General features: G+C 67.1%; 16 protein-coding genes and 4 pseudogenes. 12 read left to right on the top strand and 8 right to left on the bottom strand.

Going from position 1 to position 17,941, the window contains the following annotated elements; genetic code table 11:
- Positions 1-471: 471 nt before the first annotated feature.
- The 3 genes from KHP12_RS04605 to KHP12_RS04615 form a co-directional block, all read right to left on the bottom strand.
- A complete protein-coding gene (locus KHP12_RS04605) occupies positions 472-1,170 on the bottom strand; it encodes a Clp protease N-terminal domain-containing protein (protein WP_244203125.1) in 699 nt (232 codons plus the stop codon).
- 31 nt (positions 1,171-1,201) lie between these two features.
- Positions 1,202-2,116 carry a hypothetical protein gene (locus tag KHP12_RS04610; RefSeq protein WP_211831505.1) on the bottom strand — a complete coding sequence of 305 codons (915 nt, stop codon included), beginning with the start codon at positions 2,114-2,116 and terminating at the stop codon, positions 1,202-1,204.
- Between the two features lie 80 nt (positions 2,117-2,196).
- Positions 2,197-3,078, bottom strand: coding sequence for a helix-turn-helix transcriptional regulator (locus KHP12_RS04615; protein WP_211831506.1), 882 nt, complete (start codon positions 3,076-3,078; stop codon positions 2,197-2,199).
- A 139-nt stretch (positions 3,079-3,217) separates the two neighbouring features.
- On the opposite strand from KHP12_RS04615, the gene KHP12_RS04620 reads away from it, so the two are divergent.
- The 4 genes and pseudogenes from KHP12_RS04620 to KHP12_RS50560 all read left to right on the top strand — a co-directional run.
- Positions 3,218-3,481, top strand: coding sequence for an Atu4866 domain-containing protein (locus tag KHP12_RS04620; RefSeq protein ID WP_211831508.1), 264 nt, complete (start codon positions 3,218-3,220; stop codon positions 3,479-3,481).
- 145 nt (positions 3,482-3,626) lie between these two features.
- A pseudogene (locus KHP12_RS04625) lies at positions 3,627-4,384 on the top strand (SDR family NAD(P)-dependent oxidoreductase).
- Positions 4,385-4,546: 162 nt separating this feature from the next.
- Positions 4,547-5,314: an SDR family NAD(P)-dependent oxidoreductase gene (locus KHP12_RS04630; RefSeq protein WP_086884022.1), complete on the top strand. Its 768-nt coding sequence runs from the start codon at positions 4,547-4,549 to the stop codon at positions 5,312-5,314.
- A gap of 130 nt (positions 5,315-5,444) precedes the next feature.
- Positions 5,445-5,633, top strand: a pseudogene (locus tag KHP12_RS50560) (IS630 family transposase); the annotation flags it as partial.
- Positions 5,634-5,988: 355 nt separating this feature from the next.
- On the opposite strand, the gene budC reads toward KHP12_RS50560, so the two are convergent.
- The 3 genes from budC to KHP12_RS04645 form a co-directional block, all read right to left on the bottom strand.
- Positions 5,989-6,765 carry a meso-2,3-butanediol dehydrogenase gene (budC, locus tag KHP12_RS04635; protein WP_244203123.1) on the bottom strand — a complete coding sequence of 259 codons (777 nt, stop codon included), beginning with the start codon at positions 6,763-6,765 and terminating at the stop codon, positions 5,989-5,991.
- A 391-nt stretch (positions 6,766-7,156) separates the two neighbouring features.
- Positions 7,157-8,689 carry a CocE/NonD family hydrolase gene (locus tag KHP12_RS04640; RefSeq protein ID WP_086884020.1) on the bottom strand — a complete coding sequence of 511 codons (1,533 nt, stop codon included), beginning with the start codon at positions 8,687-8,689 and terminating at the stop codon, positions 7,157-7,159.
- 265 nt (positions 8,690-8,954) lie between these two features.
- On the bottom strand, positions 8,955-9,977 hold the full coding sequence (locus tag KHP12_RS04645) for an alpha/beta hydrolase (protein ID WP_086884019.1): 1,023 nt from the start codon (positions 9,975-9,977) through the stop codon (positions 8,955-8,957).
- Positions 9,978-10,213: 236 nt separating this feature from the next.
- On the opposite strand from KHP12_RS04645, the gene KHP12_RS04650 reads away from it, so the two are divergent.
- The 3 genes and pseudogenes from KHP12_RS04650 (at position 10,214) to KHP12_RS50565 (ending at position 12,559) form a co-directional block, all read left to right on the top strand.
- Positions 10,214-10,819: a TetR/AcrR family transcriptional regulator gene (locus tag KHP12_RS04650; protein WP_208653145.1), complete on the top strand. Its 606-nt coding sequence runs from the start codon at positions 10,214-10,216 to the stop codon at positions 10,817-10,819.
- 201 nt (positions 10,820-11,020) lie between these two features.
- Positions 11,021-12,121 (top strand): annotated as a pseudogene (locus tag KHP12_RS04655) (AMP-binding protein); the annotation flags it as partial.
- Between the two features lie 123 nt (positions 12,122-12,244).
- Complete coding sequence (locus KHP12_RS50565; protein WP_244203127.1) at positions 12,245-12,559, top strand: class I adenylate-forming enzyme family protein; 315 nt, start codon at positions 12,245-12,247, stop codon at positions 12,557-12,559.
- Here KHP12_RS50565 and KHP12_RS04660 read toward each other — a convergent pair.
- Positions 12,549-12,815, bottom strand: coding sequence for a hypothetical protein (locus KHP12_RS04660; RefSeq protein WP_086884018.1), 267 nt, complete (start codon positions 12,813-12,815; stop codon positions 12,549-12,551). The genes KHP12_RS50565 and KHP12_RS04660 overlap by 11 nt on opposite strands.
- A 59-nt stretch (positions 12,816-12,874) precedes the next feature.
- Between KHP12_RS04660 and KHP12_RS04665 the strand changes: the two are divergent.
- Positions 12,875-13,851 (top strand): annotated as a pseudogene (locus KHP12_RS04665) (transposase); the annotation flags it as partial.
- A gap of 135 nt (positions 13,852-13,986) precedes the next feature.
- Here KHP12_RS04665 and KHP12_RS04670 read toward each other — a convergent pair.
- Entirely contained in the window at positions 13,987-14,889 is a 903-nt protein-coding gene (locus KHP12_RS04670; RefSeq protein ID WP_211831509.1) for a LysR family transcriptional regulator, read from the bottom strand.
- Positions 14,890-15,129: 240 nt separating this feature from the next.
- Between KHP12_RS04670 and KHP12_RS52265 the strand changes: the two genes are divergently transcribed.
- The 4 genes from KHP12_RS52265 (at position 15,130) to KHP12_RS04685 (ending at position 17,878) form a co-directional block, all read left to right on the top strand.
- Complete coding sequence (locus KHP12_RS52265; protein WP_276328663.1) at positions 15,130-15,402, top strand: SDR family NAD(P)-dependent oxidoreductase; 273 nt, start codon at positions 15,130-15,132, stop codon at positions 15,400-15,402.
- On the top strand, positions 15,399-15,719 hold the full coding sequence (locus tag KHP12_RS52270) for an SDR family oxidoreductase (protein ID WP_276328662.1): 321 nt from the start codon (positions 15,399-15,401) through the stop codon (positions 15,717-15,719). Before KHP12_RS52265 ends, KHP12_RS52270 begins: the two co-directional genes overlap by 4 nt.
- A 405-nt stretch (positions 15,720-16,124) precedes the next feature.
- Positions 16,125-16,871 (top strand): SDR family NAD(P)-dependent oxidoreductase, encoded by a 747-nt coding sequence (locus KHP12_RS04680; protein WP_211831510.1) that lies wholly within the window; start codon positions 16,125-16,127, stop codon positions 16,869-16,871.
- Positions 16,872-17,410: 539 nt separating this feature from the next.
- Positions 17,411-17,878 carry a hypothetical protein gene (locus KHP12_RS04685; RefSeq protein ID WP_143678248.1) on the top strand — a complete coding sequence of 156 codons (468 nt, stop codon included), beginning with the start codon at positions 17,411-17,413 and terminating at the stop codon, positions 17,876-17,878.
- Positions 17,879-17,941 lie beyond the last annotated feature (63 nt).

The raw sequence follows: 17,941 nt of genomic DNA on the forward strand, positions 1-17,941 counted from the left end.
GAGCCTGCGACGACGGCCCCGTCGTCAAGGCGCTGGAGACGAGCGAGAGCATAGTGCTGTACGCATCTGTCGCAGGGGCACGAAGCGGCGCCTGCAGCTCCGAGATGATCGAACAGAGCGTGAGGGTGCAGATGCGGAAGCCGCTCGGTGACCGCATTCTCCTGGACGCTCTCAGCGGCCAGCCAGTGCCGCACGGAGAGCCAGACGGGCTGTCACCCAGCTGGACGTAAGGGCGATTTTTCGGCTGGCCGGAAGGCTTCGGGTTGCGTCCTGCTGCGGACCGTCTTCGAATGTCACCTCCTGCAGGCATCTGTGCTGTCCTGTCTCAGATAAGTCCGGGCATCGTGTTGCGCTGACCTGCGGTGCCCAGGCTTGAGTGAGACGGGGTTCGTCGGCATGTCTCACTCAAGTCCGGGCAGTGAGCCGTTCTCTCCCTGTCCGGGGGTAGTGGTCGCCGGGGCCGTGATGGGCTCAGGCGTCCGCAGTTGTGGCGTCGAGGGCAGCCGGGTCGAGGCCGGCCTCGGTCAGAACATCGGCGGCGACTCCGCGGCCGACCTGGGCGAGTCCGATCAGAAGGTCGTCGCAGTCGATGCGGTCGGATCCGTTCTGCTCGGATCGCGCCTCTGCGATGGCGATGGCCTTGCGGGAGTAGGGCGTCCAGGCGATGCGCTCGGCTGCCTGGGAGGCGCCCATGCTCAGCCGGGTTCCGACGGATCTGTGGACCGTCTCCGGCGAAACATCGGCAGCCTGCAGGAGCCGAGTGGCGCTGTTGTCCTCGGCGGTCAGCCCCCAGAGCAGGTGCTCGGTGCCGATGTAGTTGTTGCGGTGGTGCACTGCCGCCTGCTTGACGTGGATCATCGCCTGGCGGAGGTCGTCGGTCATCGTCTCGGGGCTGTAGCGCTTGTGAGGGGCGTGGAAGCGTTGCTGGACCGCCTGCCGGGTCACGCCCAGGGCGGTGCCGATGTCTGTCCATGAGTTGCCGTGCATCCGGCAGTGCTCGACGTAGTCCTCGACCAGGTCGTCTGCCAGCGCCTGCATCTGGCCTGCGAGTTGGGCGGCGACGGTCAGCAGGGCGAGCCAGTCGGGCTGTTCCTGTCCACCGGGGCGGTGTGCGGTGTCGCATCTCCTGTCGACTTCCGCGATGAGATCGTCCAGGTCTGGAAGAGTCATGAGGCAAGTAAGCCTTGACAGTTTGAAATTGTCAAGACGTACTTGCCTTCTTGGGTGGCTCTTCAGGCGCCTCTTGAGGCGCGGCATGTTGTTCTGTCTCATTTGAGTGCGGTAGCAGGGTCTGCTGACCTGGGGTGCCCGGAGTCGGTTGAGATGTCCAGGGCTCCGGCTGTCTCGGTGGAGTCCGGGCATCTCGCGATGTGGCATATGCCGCTATGGCGTCCTCGATGCGTAGAGCGGTGTCTCCCAGTTCTTTGAGGAACCACGGCTTGCTGCTCCGCCGAAGGATCCGTTCCTGTGGCAGCTGGCGGATGAACTCGGTCCGGAAGTGGAGGTATCCGCTGTCCTCGGAGCGCGCGAGCTTCCTCCGGTGAGGGGAGGCGTAGAGCGCGGTGGCCGCGACGACCTCGGGATAGACGGCGATGTAGCGGCGGGGGTCCCAGATTTCGGGATGGCTGATGCCCAGGATGCCGAGACGGCGGCGGCGGTCGCTGGGGCGGTATCCGCGTCGGACGACAGCGTCCCAGAGGTCGGAGCAGTGTTCGAAGCAGGCGCTGGGCACGACGTGTCCGTGTTTGCGTAGGAGCCGGTAGTGCCGCCGTTGTGCCTGGAGCACGTCGGGGAGGTCGGTGACGTCGACCTGTTGCATGTAGTTCTCGGCTGAGCGGCCGGTCCAGATCTTGTGCCGGAGGCAGACTTGATCGTGGAAACGAGAGCTCCAGACGGAGACCCTTGAGAAGTGGGAATAGCTTCCGGTCCGTCGGGCAACGCGGAGCCGGCACGGGGCGTTCACGGAGAAGTCCGGGTGGTCGGTGAGGAACGGCCCTGGTTCCTGGCCGAGTTGAGGGATCGCGTGCAGGAGGGTTTCGCGGGACTGGCCGCTCACGATGGCGAGCCGCTTGATGGAGTCCTGCCGCGACTCCAGCCAGGAGCTCTGTGCCAGCACCCTTTCGGCCCGGATTCCGTTCGTGGCGCCCAGCCGTTCCAGATAGGACCACCTATGAAACGCGCTGAGGCGAAGTCGCACTATCGGTGCGGGTCTCCGGGTTGTGTTGGCTGATCAGCTGTGTGCTGGGAGCGGTCTTGGCGCCGGGTGGCGTGGAGGGAGCCGAGCAGGCGGAGGGAGTGGGCGCTGGGGCTGCCCGGTTCGGCGTGGTAGATGACGAGCTGCTGGCCGGGTGTCTCGCGTACGTCGAACGCCTGGTAGGTGAGCGTGAGCGGGCCGACATCCGGGTGGAGGAAGTGTTTGGCGTCCTGCGTCTTGCCTCGCACGGTGTGGGACTGCCACAGGCGCGCGAAGTCCGCGCTGTGCTCGGTGAGGGTGCCGACGAGTTCGCGCAGCCGCGGGTTGTCCGGTTCGAAGCCGGTCGCCTCGCGGAGGTTGGCGACGGTGGCTTGTGCCGCCCGGTTCCAGTCCGTGTGGAAGGTGGGGCCGACCGGGTCGAGGAACGTCATGCGGGCGAGGTTGTCCGCCCGGGTGAACGCCGAGTAGAGGGCTTGGGCCAGCGCGTTGACCGCGAGGAGGTCGAGGGTCCTGTTCATGACGAACGCCGGGGTGTTGGGGTAGCCGTCCATCAGCTGTCGCAGGGCGGGGCTGACGCGCTCGGTGCGGCGAGGCGACAGCCGGTCGGCGGGGGCGGCCCCGGCCAGCCGGTACAGGTGCACCCTGGCGTCCTCGTCGAGGTGCAGCGCATGACTGAGAGCGGCGATCACCTGGGACGAAGGGTTGCGTTCGCGGCCCTGTTCCAGGCGGGTGTAGTAGTCGGCGTTCATTCCGGCCAGGACGGCGACCTCCTCGCGGCGCAGCCCGGCGACTCTGCGGGTCCCGTGGCTCGGCATCCCGACGTCGTGCGGGCGCAGGGCGGCGCGGCACGCGCGCAGGAAGTCCCCCATGCGGTTGTCGTCCATGTCCTCAGGCTAGGCGGCGCGCCGCCGTGCTGCCTGGGTGTGGTGCACCCAGGCAGCAAGCGTCCTGGTCGGTCATCGCTGACCTGCGCAGACTCGGTGGAACGGGAAGGACCGCACCCTTCGAGGAGAGGAGGCCGCCATGGCCGCGATCGAGGACGGCCACGTGGACGTGGTCGGTATGTGGGTGACCGAGGACGGGCACATCCGGCAGGAGCTGCTGCCGGACGGCCGTTACGACGAGGCTCGCGGCGAGCGGGCCAGTGCGTACACCGGCCGTTACACGGTCACCGGTAGTCACCTGGACTACGTCGACGACACCGGGTTCACCGCCACAGGGGACATCCGCGACGGAGTGCTCTACCACGAACACCTCGTGCTGTACCGAGAGTCGAGCCAGTCGTAGCGGGGGGGCGAGCGTGGCGGGACAACGGGGTTCGGGCAGCAGCTGCTCCGGTCGGGGAGACCGACTCCTCGTGGGAGCGGACCGACTGCCGAGGCAGGCAGCAGTCGCTGACAGACGTATCAAACGCAAGGGAAGGACCGTATTCATGACCGGACGACGTCTTGAGGGCAAGGTGGCCCTGATCACGGGCGCGACCGGGGGGATCGGTGCGGCGACCGCCGAACTCTTCGCCCAGGAGGGCGCCCGGCTGGTGATCACCGATGTAGCCCGGGAACCCCTCCAGAAGCCGGCGCGGCGCCTCGAGGCGGGTGGCGCGGAGGTGGCGACCGCCCTCCTCGATGTCTCCTCCGCCCGGGAATGGGAGGAGGTGACGGCCCTCGTACGCGATCGTTTCGGAGTGCTGGACGTGCTGGTGAACCTCGCCGGAATCCTGGACTGGCCGGGTATCGAGGACACGCGGGAGGAGGCGTGGGACCGCGTGATCGACGTGAACCAGAAAGGCACCTGGCTCGGTATGAGGGCGGCGATGCCGCTGCTGCGAGCGAGCGGCAACGCGTCGGTGATCAACACCTCGTCCGTGCTCGGCCTGGTGGGCAGCGGCGCGGCCGCGGCCCACCAGGCGTCGAAGCGCGCGGTGCGCCTGCTGAGCAAGACGGCCGCGGTCGAGTACGCACGGCAGGGCGTACGGGTCAACTCGATACATCCCGGAGTGGTCGCCACACCGATGATCCAGGACCTCCTGGACGAGCAGGGCGACCAGCAACCGGACATCCAGCGCACCCCATGCGCCGAGTCGGCCGCGCCGATGGGGTCGCCCCCGCGATCCTCTTCCTCGCCGGCGACGACTCCTCCTTCGTCACCGGCTCGGAACTCGTCGTCGACGGCGGCCTCACCGCACACTGAACAACCCGCCCGCCGGGCGTCCACGACGCCTCCCGTGCGCACGCACGGCAAGCGCGCTCATCTCCTGTGCCGTCTGCCTCGTGAGTGCGTGACCGTACAGCAGCCCAGACAGCCGACGCGGGAAACCGCGCGCGACCCTGATCTTTACGAGAGGACCTCATCATGACGCCCACCGCCGCGTCTGCCGAAGCATCCGAGTTCGCCGGGAAGACCGCCCTGGTCACGGGGGCCGCGCGCGGCGTGGGCAAGGAGACCGTGGCACTGCTCCATGCCCGCGGCGCCCGCGTCGTCGCCGTCGACCTGCGTCCCGACGTCACGACCCTGCAGGACGAATTCCCCGGCGTACTCGCGATGCGGGGCGACATCACGCGGGAGGAGACCGCCGTCCACGCGGTCCGCTCGGCGCTGGACGCCTTCGGAGGACTGGACATCCTGGTGAACAACGCCGGACGCACCCTGAACAAACCCGTCACCGAAACCACCGCCGAGGACTGGGACACCGTGATGGCCGTCAACGCCCGCGGATCCTTCCTCTGCGCCCGAGAAGCCTTCCGGGCCATGCGGAGCCGGGGCGGCGGGAGCATCGTCAGCACCGGGTCCTACGCCGGCACGGTCGCCCTGCCCGAAGGCGCCGCCTACAGCGCGTCCAAAGGCGCCCTTGCCCAACTGACCAAGGTGCTCGCCGTCGAAGGCGGACCATGGGGCATCCGCGCCAACCTTGTCGCCGCAGGCGTCATCGAGACCGACTTCCTCGACACGATCCGCCCCGACAGCCGTGCCTACCTCGCATCGTTCGCCGACGCCCAGCCCCTGGGCCGAGTCGCACAGCCCGAAGAGATCGCCGAGGTTCTCTGCTTCCTCGCCTCACCACGCTCCAGCTTCATCACCGGAGCCGTGGTACCCGCAGACGGCGGCTTCACCGCCGTCTGACGTGACGGGGCCGATCAGCCGTTGCCCGGACACACCACTTTGGCCTCGATCACCCGATCAGACCAACGACCGTGCCAAGGGGAGGGAAACGGGATCCGGGTCACACAAGTAGATGCTGTGTGGCGAAAACATCCGCTGCTGGGCGAAAACACAAGGCGAGTTGTGTTTCACGCCGACTTACGCATCCTGGGCGAATCCGATCGAGGCGCACTTCGGACCACTGCGGCAGTTCAACCATCGCCAACTCCCACGCCCCAATTACTCAGCCCAGACCCGGGCCCTGCACGCCTACCTGCACTGGCATAGCAGGGCTCCGGATCCGGGCGCGTCAGTGCCGATGTCGGCGGCCAGTCGGCATACATCCAAGCGACGTTGACCATCCACCGCCAGCTCAATGCCTAGGGCCAGGCGGTACTGGCTGGGAATGGGTAGCTCCCGAAGGCACCGCCCGAAACGCCTGCACCCAGCAGTCGAGGTTCGCCGATTGCGGTCGTGGGGGTCTCCCGCTCCGGTTGACACGATGGCCAAGTCGCCCTCGGTGTCGGAGACTGCCAGGCGAGCCCGGGCAGCCGTGGCCTTGGCATCGTGGACATGATCCAAGACCAGGGCGGCCGTCTGGAGGCATGCTTGCCTCTCCTTCCCGACTTCGCGGCGCGGCCGCTCTCTCACTCAGGTCACTGGAACATGCCTGGTTGACCGGAAGACGCGCTGAGCCCACCGTCGACAGGAATGTGGGCACCGTTGACGAACCGAGCGTCACGACTGGCCAGGAAGGCAATCACGTCAGCGACTTCGCTCGGCTCAGCAGGGCGTCGCATGGGGATCCGCTGACGAAAGGCGGTCATGAGCAAGTCGTTGCCCCGGATGGATGTGGTCATCTCAGTAGCCGTCAGGGTGGGGTGCACAGCGTTGACTCGTACGCCGTCCTTGGCGTGATCCAGTGCCATGGCGTTGGTGAGGTTGACCAGCCCGCCTTTGGCTGTGTTGTAGGCGGCCATGCCCCAGTCCCCGCCGAGGCCGGCAACGGATCCGATGTTGACGATGGCCCCGCTGGCCGCGCACAGGTGGGGCAGCGCGGCGCGTGAAGTGTAGAAGACTCCGTCGAGGCCCACGCTCAGCACCTTGTGCCAAGTGTCGGAGTCGGTGTCGGTGACGGTGCCGGCGGCAGCGACCGCGGCGCCGTTGACCAGTACATCGATACGACCGTGGTCCTGGGCCACGGCGTTGATGAGGGCACCAATCGACGCCTCATCGGAGACGTCGGCTGGGTGGGCGATGACTGTCGATCCGGCGGGAGCTGCACCTACTACGTGCCGCAATTTCTTGATGGCGCGCCCGATCGCGATGACGGTCGCATGCTCCCGGGCGAAACGGTGTGCGGTGGCGGCGCCGATGCCTGACCCCGCTCCGGTGATGACGACGACCTTGCCGGTGAAGCGCTCTTCGGTCACGAACTTTCCTTGTTGATGGCGAGTGTTCAGTTTCGGGGCGTTTGGCACGCCGGGCCTCTGCGTTTGGGGCTGCACAGACAACCGGGGCGCGACGAGTGCGCGAGCGCGGTGTACGGCGGGGATCTGATCGGTCCCTTCGGCATCGCGCATCCTGCGGGGATCAGTGCTGTGGTGCAGCGGGCGTGCAAGACCGAGTTGGCCGCCTCTCCCTTCCCTACCCTTGCTGTGTGAACGGGCTCCAAGGGCTCAGTGCACTGATCTCGGAGCGGGCGTCCGACCGAGTGAGTTCCAACGGAGCACGTAGGCGAGCCCCAATGGCCGGGCGGGTTCTGGACCGAGTCCGTCCGACCCCGTCTGTCGCACGTCGGCCCCGAGGTGACGGAGTGCGGTGTCAGGCTTCGGTGTCCAGGAGCGTGGTGTCCACCGTGGTGAGGCTGATTGTCGAGCCGGTGATCACGGCTTGGTCCGCGCCCAGGTCGGGGACTGGCCATCGGGGGAAGGACGAGCCGGCGACGAGCAGGACGATCTCGGTATCGGCCGGCAGCAGGTAGAAGGTGTCGCCCAGCTCGACGGTGACATCTTCGTCGTCTGGGGAGCTGCTGGCGACGCCTTCGGCGATGTTGTGCAGTCGGCCGTCGGGTCGGCTGATGCATAGCGTTGCGACCCACAAGCGGGCGTCGATTCCCAACGACACAGTGGCTGGGCTCGCTTTGGCGTCCGGCGGTGTGGGCTCGGGCTGCGTACGGGTCTTGAGCCGAGCGGTGATGGGCCCGGCCAGCAGTGTTTCGTCTTCGAGGCGGTGCCGGAGCGCGACGTGGACGTCCTGGCGCCCCACGAGTGGTTGCTGATCGACGACGCCGATGCTTCCGTTGACGAAGACCTGCACACCACGTCCGCCGCGGGTGGGCACCGGGGACTTCGGGTCGACAGTGAATTGGCCCGGTGCGAGGTCGAGTGTCATGCCCTGGGTGCCGGGCGGCGGCCAGGTCTCGAGGTCGAGCCACTTCTTGGCTCCCAGGACGTATGCCCGCACTCGTGGCAGTTCGGGGTCCCGTTCCTGAAGAGCAGCGTCGTGGAAATCGAGGATCCAATCGAAGACGGCCGTGCCGGCTCCCCTGATTCCGACATTCGTTTCGCCGACCAGATGTGAGAGGCCCCCGCCGTCGTGGGCCCAGGGACCGATGATCATCCGATCACGGTTGTCGACGGAGCGTTCGAGAGCGCGGAGGCTTGCTTGCTGGAAGAAGTCGTACCAGCCGGCGACGATCAGCGCGGGCGCCGTCATGTCGCTGCGCCGGCGGACGACCGAGCGTGAGCTCCAGTACTCCGAGTCCGGTGGCTGCCCGAGCCACTGGGCGAGCCGTGGAGCCAGCGTGATTGCCGCCTCGACGTCGCGGGTGGCGGCGAGGGTGTCGTCCAGCATGGCGCCAGAGAGCACGGCGACATGCCATATGGCTGTCGTGGCGAGTTCCGGCACACGGTTGCTGAAGGCGATATCGATGTTGTCGTCCGAGCTCAAGGTCGGTGCGATGGCGCGCAAGGCAGGAGGGTGGCCTGCTGCGGTCATCCACTGCGCGACGCCTTCGTAGCTGGTGCCGACCATGACCACACGGCCATCGCACCACTCCTGGTCCGCGACCCATGCCACGGTGTCGACTCCGTCCTGCTCATCGTCGACGAAGGGATCGAACGCCCCTTCCGAGCCACCGCGACCGCGGTGATCCACGATGACCATGGAGTACCCGCGCGCAACGGCCTTCCGGGGGTCCGCGTGTGCGAGCGGGGTGCGCTGCTCCTTGAAATAGGGGGTCCGCATGAGCACGGCCGGGTGGGGCACACCGTCGTCCGGGAGCCACACCTCGGCAACGCACCGCGTGCCGTCACGCAGCTGGAACGGCACGTCTTGCTGCAGGATGATGGACATTGCAGTCACCTTTCAGTCGGCAGGCTGGTTTCGTGGAAGAGAGGGTGTGCCACAGCAGTTGATGAGCCCTCTCCGGGAGTCAGGTCGGTCGAGCGGACCGGTGGGGAAAGGCCGACCGAATTCAGGAGGCGATCGTTTTGCCCCGGACATGGCGGCTGGCGCAGAGGTAGAGATGCCGCGAGTCTGCTCGACCGGGTGGCGCGCGCCGTTGTCCGGGACCAGCGGAGTACCAGCGCAAGGCTTGCGCCGGTACTCCGAATGGTGGTCACGTCGTGCTGAGCAGGCGGTCGAGCCATCGGGTGCGGGTGGCAATGGTCTCCAGCGAGAGCGTCGTTGTCGGCGCCAGGGCGGCGTAACCGTGGAACCCGCCGGGCCACACGTGTAGTTCTGCGCTTCCGCCGGCTTGCCAGATGCGACTCGCGTAGCTGACGCTCTCGTCACGGAAGGTTTCGGCCGATCCCACGTCGATGTACGTGGGCGGGAGACCGGACAGGTCGACGGCCCGGGCGGGGGCCGCGTAAACCGGCACGTCGTCGCCGCCGCATGCTGCACCGAGCAGCGCAGTCCATCCGGTCTGGTTGCTCGTGCGGTCCCATACTCCGAGGCCGGCCATCTGGTGACTCGAGACGGAGTCGTTGCGGTCATCGGGCATGGGGCACATCAGTAGCTGCCCGGCGATCACCGGCCCGTCCTGGTCGCGGGCCATCAGAGTCACTGCCCCAGCGAGTCCACCGCCCGCACTGACTCCGCACACGACAAGTCGGGTGGGATCGAAGCCAAATTGCTCAGCGTGTTCGACGGTCCACAGCAGGCCGGTGTAGCAGTCTTCGACTGGGGCTGGATGTGGGTGCTCGGGGGCCAGCCGGTACTCGACCGGGACGACGGCGGCCTGCAGGTGTTCGGCGTAGTCGAGCGCCTCGTCGATACCTACCTGGTTGGTCCCGGCGATCATGCCACCGCCGTGTATCCAATAGATCACGGGAACAGTGCCGGCCACGGCTGTGGGCCGGCAGATCAACAGCCGCACGTCGGGCGCGTCACGGCGGCCGGGTGCGTAGAGCTCGACCACGTCGAATGTTGCGTTGCGGCTCAGCTCCTCGGGAGGGAGGCGAACCATGCGCGCCGCGTTGGCGCGCATGGGCGGGATCATTTCCGGGGTGAGCGACGGTACGGCCTGTCCCGCGTTCACCAGCTCTGCCAGCGCCGCCGCCAACTCGGGATCGAATGGGGGCGGTGGAGGTGCTGCAAGGTCTGGATCCGTGGGCCGACCTGTAGGGCTGACCGTCATGACTCGCCCTCGCTCCGGACCGGGCTGGGAGCGGTGGCTCCCGCCTGTTGGACGTGGACTGGCACGGCGCTCAGATCCTGGAGACGGAGGATGCCCTCCGTGGCGCGCGGTGCACCTGATGTCACTGCCGTTCTCATGTACACGTGCCTCCCGTGTCCCGTGCCCGGTCCCGTCGACCCACAGACTCCTGACGGGACTTTGTCCCATCACTCTAACATGTGACGGGACTTTATCCCGTGACCTATGATGTGACCATGGCGAGATGGGAACCCAACACACCCGACCGGCTGGCGCAGGCCGCGCTCACGCTATTCACCGAGCGCGGCTACGACGCGACGACGGTCAACGACATCGCCGAGCTGGCGGGACTGACGAAGAGCACTTTCTTCCGGCACTGCAACGACAAGCGCCAGGTTCTCTTCCTCGGCCAGGACGACATGACTGCGAGACTTGCGGAGGCTGTCCGAGCGACCCCGCCCGAGATACCGCCGGCTGGCATACTTGCGGCCTTGCTCGACGCGGTCGGTGCCTTCTTCCCGCAGGAGTACCGCTCCATCTCGGCGACCCGTGCGACGGTCATCGCCGCGCACGCCGAGTTGCGTGAACGTGAACTGCTCAAGAGCGCAGATCTCGCGAGCGCCATCGAAAACGCGGCCCGGGAGCAGGGCCGAGGCGAGATAGCCGCTCGATTCTTGGCGGCCGTCGGACTGCTCGCCCTCAACGCCACCTATCAGCGCTGGATCGCCGACCCCGACGGGCGGAGCTTCAGCGACCACGCGGCCGAGACCCTGGGCGAGGTCATCGCGCAGGCAGGCGAACTGCCCGGGGAACGGAAGGCTTGACGTCACTCTCGCGAGGAGCGGGTGCGTATGGAGGCCGCACTGCCCGCCGTGCGGTCGTAGCGATCGTTGCAGAAGCAGTTCCGTGGTCCGCCGGTCGCTTCGCCGCATCAGACCCCTGTTTGACAGCGTTCAGTCACGTATCGGAGTCGGCTTCGCGGAGAAGGAGTAGCCCGCTGGGGCCGCCCCACGGTGAGGAGCATGATGAACATCACTCAGGCGCTGCGCCGAGCGGTGCAGCAGGCTCCGAACCTCCCGGCGACCGTCTTCGGCGAACGCAGCCGGACCTGGCGCGAGAGCGTCGACCGCGTGGCGCGGTTCGCGGCAGCTCTTCGTGATCTCGGCGTCGCGGCCGGCGACCGCGTCGGCGTTCTAGCCCTCAACTCCGACCGCTTCTTCGAGTACCTGTTCGCAGTGCCCTGGGCGGATGCCGTGCTGAATCCCATCAATGTTCGCTGGAGCGTGCAAGAGATCGCCTTCGCGCTGGACGACTCTGGGACGCAGACTGTACTCGTTGACGACACGTTCGCCGGCCTTGTCCCCGAGCTCCGCGTCGCCTGTCCCGGCCTGGTGACGATCATTCACTGCGGGGACGACCAACTCCCACAGGGAACGTTGTCCTACGAAGAACTCGTCGCCGCCAATGCGCCGATTCCCGATGCCCACCGGGCCGGGGACGCGTGGGCCGGGATCTTCTACACCGGTGGAAGCACCGGCCGGGCCAAGGGGGTCATGCTCAGCCACACCAACATCGTCACCTCGGCACTGGGCTCGATCGCCAGTGGTGTGTTCATGGAGCCCGGCGGGCGCCTGTTGCATGCCGCACCGATGTTCCACCTCGCGGATCTCGCGGCATGGATCGCGCGCAGCATCCTCGGAGGGACGCACGTCATTCTTCCCTCTTTCGTGCCCGCTACCGCTCTTGCGGCCATCGAGAGGCATCGGGTCACCGAGATGCTGCTGGTTCCGACACTGGTTCAGGCTCTGGTGGACGAACCGGCAGCCGCCAAGACCGACCTGTCCAGTTTGCGGCACGTGATGTATGGAGGAGGCGCGATCACCGAGGTCGTGATCGACCGCGCGGCCACTGTCCTGCCGGGATGTGAATTCACCCAGGCGTAGGGGATGACCGAATCGGGGCCGATCGCCACTCTGCTGGGCCCGGAGGGTCACCGTGATCCGGCTTACCGGCGCTCGGCGGGCCGCGCAGCGCCGCACAGTGAGATCCGCATCGTTGACGCGGACGGCATCGAAGTACCCACCGGCACGGTCGGCGAGATCGTGATTCGCGGCGGGCACGTCATGCTCGGCTACTGGGAACGGCCCGAAGAGACGGCAGAGGCCCTGCGCGAGGGCTGGCTGCACACCGGAGATGGTGGCCGGATCGACGCGGACGGATACCTGTTCATCGCCGACCGGATGAAGGACATGATCAAGACGGGCGGCGAGAACGTCTACTCCATAGAAGTGGAGAACGCGCTGGCCAGTCATCCCGCTGTCGCGAACTGCGCGGTGATCGGCGTCCCGGACCGCACTTGGGGTGAGCGCGTGCACGCCGTCGTCGTCCTTGTGCCTGGCGTTCAGGCCAGCGAGGAGGAGTTGCGGGAACACGTGAAGAAGTCAATATCGGGATACAAGGCTCCGCGCAGCATCGAGTTCGTCGATGCTCTTCCGACGTCGGGCGCGGGAAAGGTGCTGAAGCGCGAATTGCGTGCCGCGCACCGGGACGCGCTCAGTAACTAGGTGCACCCGTGGGCCGGCATGCGGTGAGCGGGCGGGTGCAGATGGTCCGGACTGCTGCCGCGACGGCCGGGTTGCGGCGCGGGTGGGGTGTGCGGGCGGTGTCATGAGCCACGGACAGGGCGGCGTGGACCCGGATGCGGGCGGCGACCGGGTTGAGGTCGGGCTGCTTGAGCAGGAGCAGGTGGGTCCATTCGCTGATGTAGTCGTGCTGAGCGCGGCGGGCGGTATGGCGCTCGGCTTCGGGGAGGTGGTGCATGTCCGTGATGAGGAGGCCGAAGATCTCAGGGTGCGTGTGGCTGCGGGTGACGTGGGAATCTGCACGCCGTCCGTCTGGGGCCGGCCGACGACGTCGCCGAGGTCACCGCGACTCAGGTCCGCCGGGTGGTCACGGACCTGATCGAGATGGGTCGGTGGCACTTCGGTGACCGCGACATTCTGGTCGTCTTCGACGCCGGCTACGACGCCCCGCGCATGGTCCACCTCCTGCGCGGGCTGCCGGTGGAGGTCCTCGGGCGGATGCGCTCGGACTGGTGATGCGCAAGCCAGTCCCGGTGCCGTGGATTTCATCCCCGCAGGGCGGGCGCCCGCCCAAGCACGGCAAGGAGTTCCGCTTCGCCAAGCCGGAGACCTGGGGCGAGCCGGACGCGGCGACGACGCAGGTCACCGACCCTTACGGGACCGCACAGGCCATGGCCTGGGACAGGATCCACCCGCGGCTCACCACTCGCTCGGCCTGGATCGACCATGACGGCGAACTCCCTGTTGTCGAAGGCACATTGATCCGCCTCCAGGTCCACCACCTGCCAGGCGGTGGAGATCCACTGCCGGTCTGGCTGTGGTCCTCCAAAACCGGCATGACCGGCACCGACGTCGACCTTCGCTGGCAGGCCTTCCTGAGGAGATTCGACCTGGAGCACACATTCCGGCTCATGAAGCAGACCCTCGGCTGGAACCGTCCGAAGATCCGTGCCCCCGAGGGCGGCGAACGCTGGACATGGCTCGTCATCGCCGCCCACGCCCAACTCCAGCTTCTCCGCCAGGCCGCTGCCGACCTCCGCCGCCCCTGGGAGAGGCCGGCCGAGCCCGGCCGACTCACCCCGGCCCGCGTCCGCCGGGGGTTCCGGAACCTCCGCCCCCATCTCGCCTGTCCGGCCCGTGCACCCAAACCCTCACGACCAGGTCCCGGACGGCTTCCCGGCTCGAAGAACCGACGACCCGCCACCCGCTACGACGTGGGCAAAACCGTGAAACGGCCCGAGAGCATCACCGAACGAAACCTACTCAGACCATAAAAGACAAGGTAAGAGCCTGTTTCTGAACCCCGTATCGGCAGGTCAAAAGGCTGAGCGGTGGAGACAGGGCGGCATCGTGAATGGCTTCGGGGGCCCGAGGTCGTTCCCTATTGGTGCAACGTGGAAAGTGAACGCTCAAACAGTTGCGGGCTGACAGAGGAGGCCTGTACCGCACCAGTTCTGCTGGTTGAGATGGTCGAGCATGGCCGTCTCTGCCGAACCCGGATTGCGCCGCACGCCGACGAGGACGGGCTCGGTCAGGGAGGGCAGTAGCGGGCAGGCCAGTTCTTCGAAGCCTTCGGGGATGGCCGAGGCCGGGACCACAGTGACGCCCAAGCCCTGCGCCACGAGCCGCACCGCAGTGGAGATCTGTGACGCTCGGGCCACCGTGTGCGGGCTGAGGCCCGCGTCGGCGAGCAGGCGGGCGAGGTAGTCGTCGAGCAGGCTGGCGCGCCGGAACCGGATCCACCCCTCTGATGCCAGGTCTTCCAGGCGCGTGGCGGCGCCGTCCGAGAGAAGCGGGTGCCCCTTCGGCAAGACGGCGACGCAGGCTTCCTCGCCCAGAGGGTGAATGTCGAAGGTGCACCCGGCGGGGATGCGGTGCACGAGGACCATGTCGAGGGTTCCCTGGCGGACCAGTCGTTCCATGTCCGCGGGATCGGGCTCCTCGTGGAGAGTCACCTGCAGCTTCGGGTGGCGATTGCGCAGTTGCCCCAATGCCTGGGGCAGCTGGCGTGCTCCCAGGCCCATGGGGACAGCGATGATGAGTTCGCCTGCCAGTTCCCCGTTGGCGGCGCGGGCGGCCGTGATGGCACGCCGGGATGCGGTCGTCGCGATCTTCGCCTCTGCGAGGAAAGCCCGCCCTGCCACCGTCACCCCGCTCGGGGTGCGGGTGAACAGTTGCGCCCCGAGGCACTTCTCCAAGGCGCCGATCTGCTGCGACAGAGAGGGCTGAGTGACCCGCAGACGTTCTGCTGCCGCTGTCATGGAGCCCTCGTCGGCGACGGCCAGGGCGTATTCGTACTGGCGCAGGTTCATTCGCATCCAACCTTCGAGGCGACATAGGAGCTGTCAATGCAGAGTATGCGTTGCCACTATTTGCCTCTATGTCAGGCCGGTCCTACCGTGGTGCACGCCCAGCACAGCCACCAGGGCCGGAAAGCTGCGGGACGGCAGCCGCATTCTGCAGGCACGCAAGTCCTGCGACGCCGACTGTCAAAAGCAGGTTGAGGCAAAGCAATGTGTCCGGTGCTCACAGTCTCGACTCAAGGAGAAAGCATGCGTCTCGCGAATAAGGTAGCCCTCGTCACTGGCGGAGGCACGGGCCTTGGTCTGGCGATTGCCCAGAGATTCGGAAGTAAAGGCGCCCACGTCTACATCACGGGGCGACGGAAGGAGGCACTCGAAGCCGCGAAGGCTTCCATTGAGGGACCGGCGGTCACCGCGGACGCCACAGTGTCGGGCGATCTCGACAATTTGGTCGAGGCCATCCGTCAGGAGAACGGGCACCTCGATGTGATCGTCGCGAACGCTGGAGCATTGAGCGGGTGAACTTCGGGGACGTGACCGAGGAACACTTCGACCACACATTCGACCTCAATGCCCGCGGCACACTGTTCACCGTCCAGAAGGCGCTGCCGATTCTACGAACGGGCGGCTCGATCGTTTTGTTGGGCTCGATCATGGCATTCAAGGGGGATCCCGGGGCAGGGGCTTACAGCGCGGCGAAGGCCGCCGTGCGCTCCTGCGCGCGCACGTGGGCGGCAGAGTTCGGCGACCGGGGTCTTCGGTTCAACGTGCTGAGCCCGGGGCCGATCGACACGCCCATCATCTATAGCCCGCTTCGGCCGGAGCAGAACTGGACATGAGCTTGTCCTACGGTTTTGGCGCGGGGTTACTCCGCTCATTCGTAGGATCGGTGAGTTCGAGAACTCCGGGTACGGCCGAGTAATTGGTACGTAGCGGACGAGGCCGCCCGCGACGTCACCGAGCGGCTCATCCGCGACGTCGGCGACGACCCGGTGCGCGTCGGGGATCTCTCGCGAGCCCGCGACTTCGAAAACGCGGTCTGGATGCTCATGCGAGTCCAGCCGGCCGGCTGCGGTACCGGTTCGCCGTTCCCGGCGAACTCTGATCGAACCGGCCGGCCTGTCCCCGATTCATGCCGGGTCTGTATATCGCCGATGATTCGGCAGTGAATCCGCCAGTAGTTACAACGTGCGCCAGATCTCGGCGCGCGCCGTCAGACATCTTTTCTTTTCGAGGGGCACACAATGGATTTCGAGGGCAAGAGCGTTCTGATTACGGGTGCGGGGTCGCGAGGAGGTATCGGCGCCGCGACGGCGCACGCGTTCGCACGCGATGGAGCGTCGGTGGTGATCACCGGCCGCAACACTGAGCGCGGGGCCGAGGTGGTAGACGACATCACCGCCGGCGGAGGAAAGGCCCGGTTCATCCTCGCTGATCTGAGTGATCTCACCGACGTCGAGCGGTTGGCCGAGGAGGCGGGTGAAATCGACGTGCTGGTCAACAACGCAGCAAGCTACAGGGCCAGCATCAAGCCGACCCTCGACCAGGACCTCGAAGCGAACGCGGAGTCATGGGACACCAACGTGCGCGCCACCTTCGTCCTCAGCACACGACTCGTCCGGGGGATGATCGAGCGGGGCGGCGGCAGCATCGTCAACATCAGCAGTATCGCCGCCGCGATCGCCATGCCGCACATGGCGACGTATGGGGCGCAGAAGGCGGCCGTCGAATCCTTCACCCGCAGTTGGGCCGCGGAGTGGGGCCGGTACGGCATACGCGTCAACACGGTGGCTCCTGGGAACGTGAACAGCGACAACGTGGTGGACTTCATCGGCGCCGACCAGTTCACGACCTGGTCCGAGGTCAACCCGCTCAAGCGCAACGCCACGCCCGAGGAACTCGCCGAGGTCATCGCGTTCGTGGCGAGCGAGCGCGCGAGCTTCGTCACCGGCCAGGTGATCGTGGCCGACGGTGGTCGCCTCGCCGTCTGAGCGACGCGGCGACCCTGCCATTTGCGAAGGTCTCCGGCCGCCCGTCCGTGTGCGGCCGGAGACCGAACCGGGTCACGACGCTGACCACCAGCCGGGCCGGCCGACGACGCACCCGCCTCAGAAACCGCCTTTGAGCCTGGGGGCACGTCGCAATAGGCTCAGAAGCTGTTGATGCCCCTTTCCGCGAGTCAGGCCGCCGCTCGAAGCGGCACCAGATCATCCTCACAGACGGTCTCTATGGACCGTTCCGCCCCCGCAGGTAACACGACGCACACCGGTCAGGCATCGCTCTCGGGGCTCTCCCACGGGTTCATGACGGCTGGCGCCATCGCTACAGCGACGGCGCTCTTGATCACCCTCACCCTGGCTCGCGAACGGAGCACACCGTCACGCCGCACGGGCCGTGGAGGAGGCCGCAGGAGCACACTGTGACTCCGCGCACGCATCGAGGGAAGCACCTTCGCCTGCGATCAGAGACCGGCCGCTCGCTATCGGCCAGGGGCCGTCCGGACCCAGGCGTCACATGACCCACGCGGCTGGTGAGCGTCGCCAGTGACGGCACTCAGGCCACCGGCGAGTCCCTTGAGCCGGTGATCAGCGCGGACGGGTCGCGGATCGGCTTTCGCACCAGGAAAGGCCTCGGCCACGACGCGCCGACCACCTCGCTGGCGCGCAGATTGCGGCGGCGGGGCCGGGCAGCCCGGGCCCGCCGCGGCGTCGATGCCCGGCCGTGCAAGCAGTCGCTGTTGCTCGGGATGCAGATCCGGGTACCGGGTGCACTGCAGGTACAGCCACTCACCCAGGCTGATGCTGGTACCGGGAAATCTTCCCCGCGCATCCAGCAGCCCGTGTTCTTGAACGTGGCGTCTTGCCTGGTGGTAGGTGCGCTGCCACAGGGTCGGCCATGGCGTGTTCCACCACGGATCCAGCGCACGCAGCGCGGCACCGCGCCGGACCGGCATGTCGAGACCGTGCATGCGCTGGTTGGACATCCACTGTCCCAGTGAGGTTCCCCCGTTGTACGGGGGTGGCCGACGTGCTCGCCGGGTTCGGACAGTGGAGGCGGACAT

Source organism: Streptomyces asiaticus, assembly GCF_018138715.1.
Taxonomy (GTDB): Bacteria; Actinomycetota; Actinomycetes; order Streptomycetales; family Streptomycetaceae; genus Streptomyces; species Streptomyces asiaticus.

Coding starts and splice junctions, on each gene's coding strand:
- KHP12_RS04605 (WP_244203125.1), bottom strand. CDS start 1,170: ATGACTCTTCCAGACCTGGACGATCTCATCGCGGAAGTCGACAGGAGA.
- KHP12_RS04615 (WP_211831506.1), bottom strand. CDS start 3,078: ATGGACGACAACCGCATGGGGGACTTCCTGCGCGCGTGCCGCGCCGCC.
- KHP12_RS04620 (WP_211831508.1), top strand. CDS start 3,218: ATGGCCGCGATCGAGGACGGCCACGTGGACGTGGTCGGTATGTGGGTG.
- KHP12_RS04630 (WP_086884022.1), top strand. CDS start 4,547: ATGACGCCCACCGCCGCGTCTGCCGAAGCATCCGAGTTCGCCGGGAAG.
- KHP12_RS04640 (WP_086884020.1), bottom strand. CDS start 8,689: ATGTCCATCATCCTGCAGCAAGACGTGCCGTTCCAGCTGCGTGACGGC.
- KHP12_RS04645 (WP_086884019.1), bottom strand. CDS start 9,977: ATGACGGTCAGCCCTACAGGTCGGCCCACGGATCCAGACCTTGCAGCA.
- KHP12_RS50565 (WP_244203127.1), top strand. CDS start 12,245: ATGATCAAGACGGGCGGCGAGAACGTCTACTCCATAGAAGTGGAGAAC.
- KHP12_RS04660 (WP_086884018.1), bottom strand. CDS start 12,815: ATGCACCACCTCCCCGAAGCCGAGCGCCATACCGCCCGCCGCGCTCAG.
- KHP12_RS04670 (WP_211831509.1), bottom strand. CDS start 14,889: ATGAACCTGCGCCAGTACGAATACGCCCTGGCCGTCGCCGACGAGGGC.
- KHP12_RS52265 (WP_276328663.1), top strand. CDS start 15,130: ATGCGTCTCGCGAATAAGGTAGCCCTCGTCACTGGCGGAGGCACGGGC.
- KHP12_RS04680 (WP_211831510.1), top strand. CDS start 16,125: ATGGATTTCGAGGGCAAGAGCGTTCTGATTACGGGTGCGGGGTCGCGA.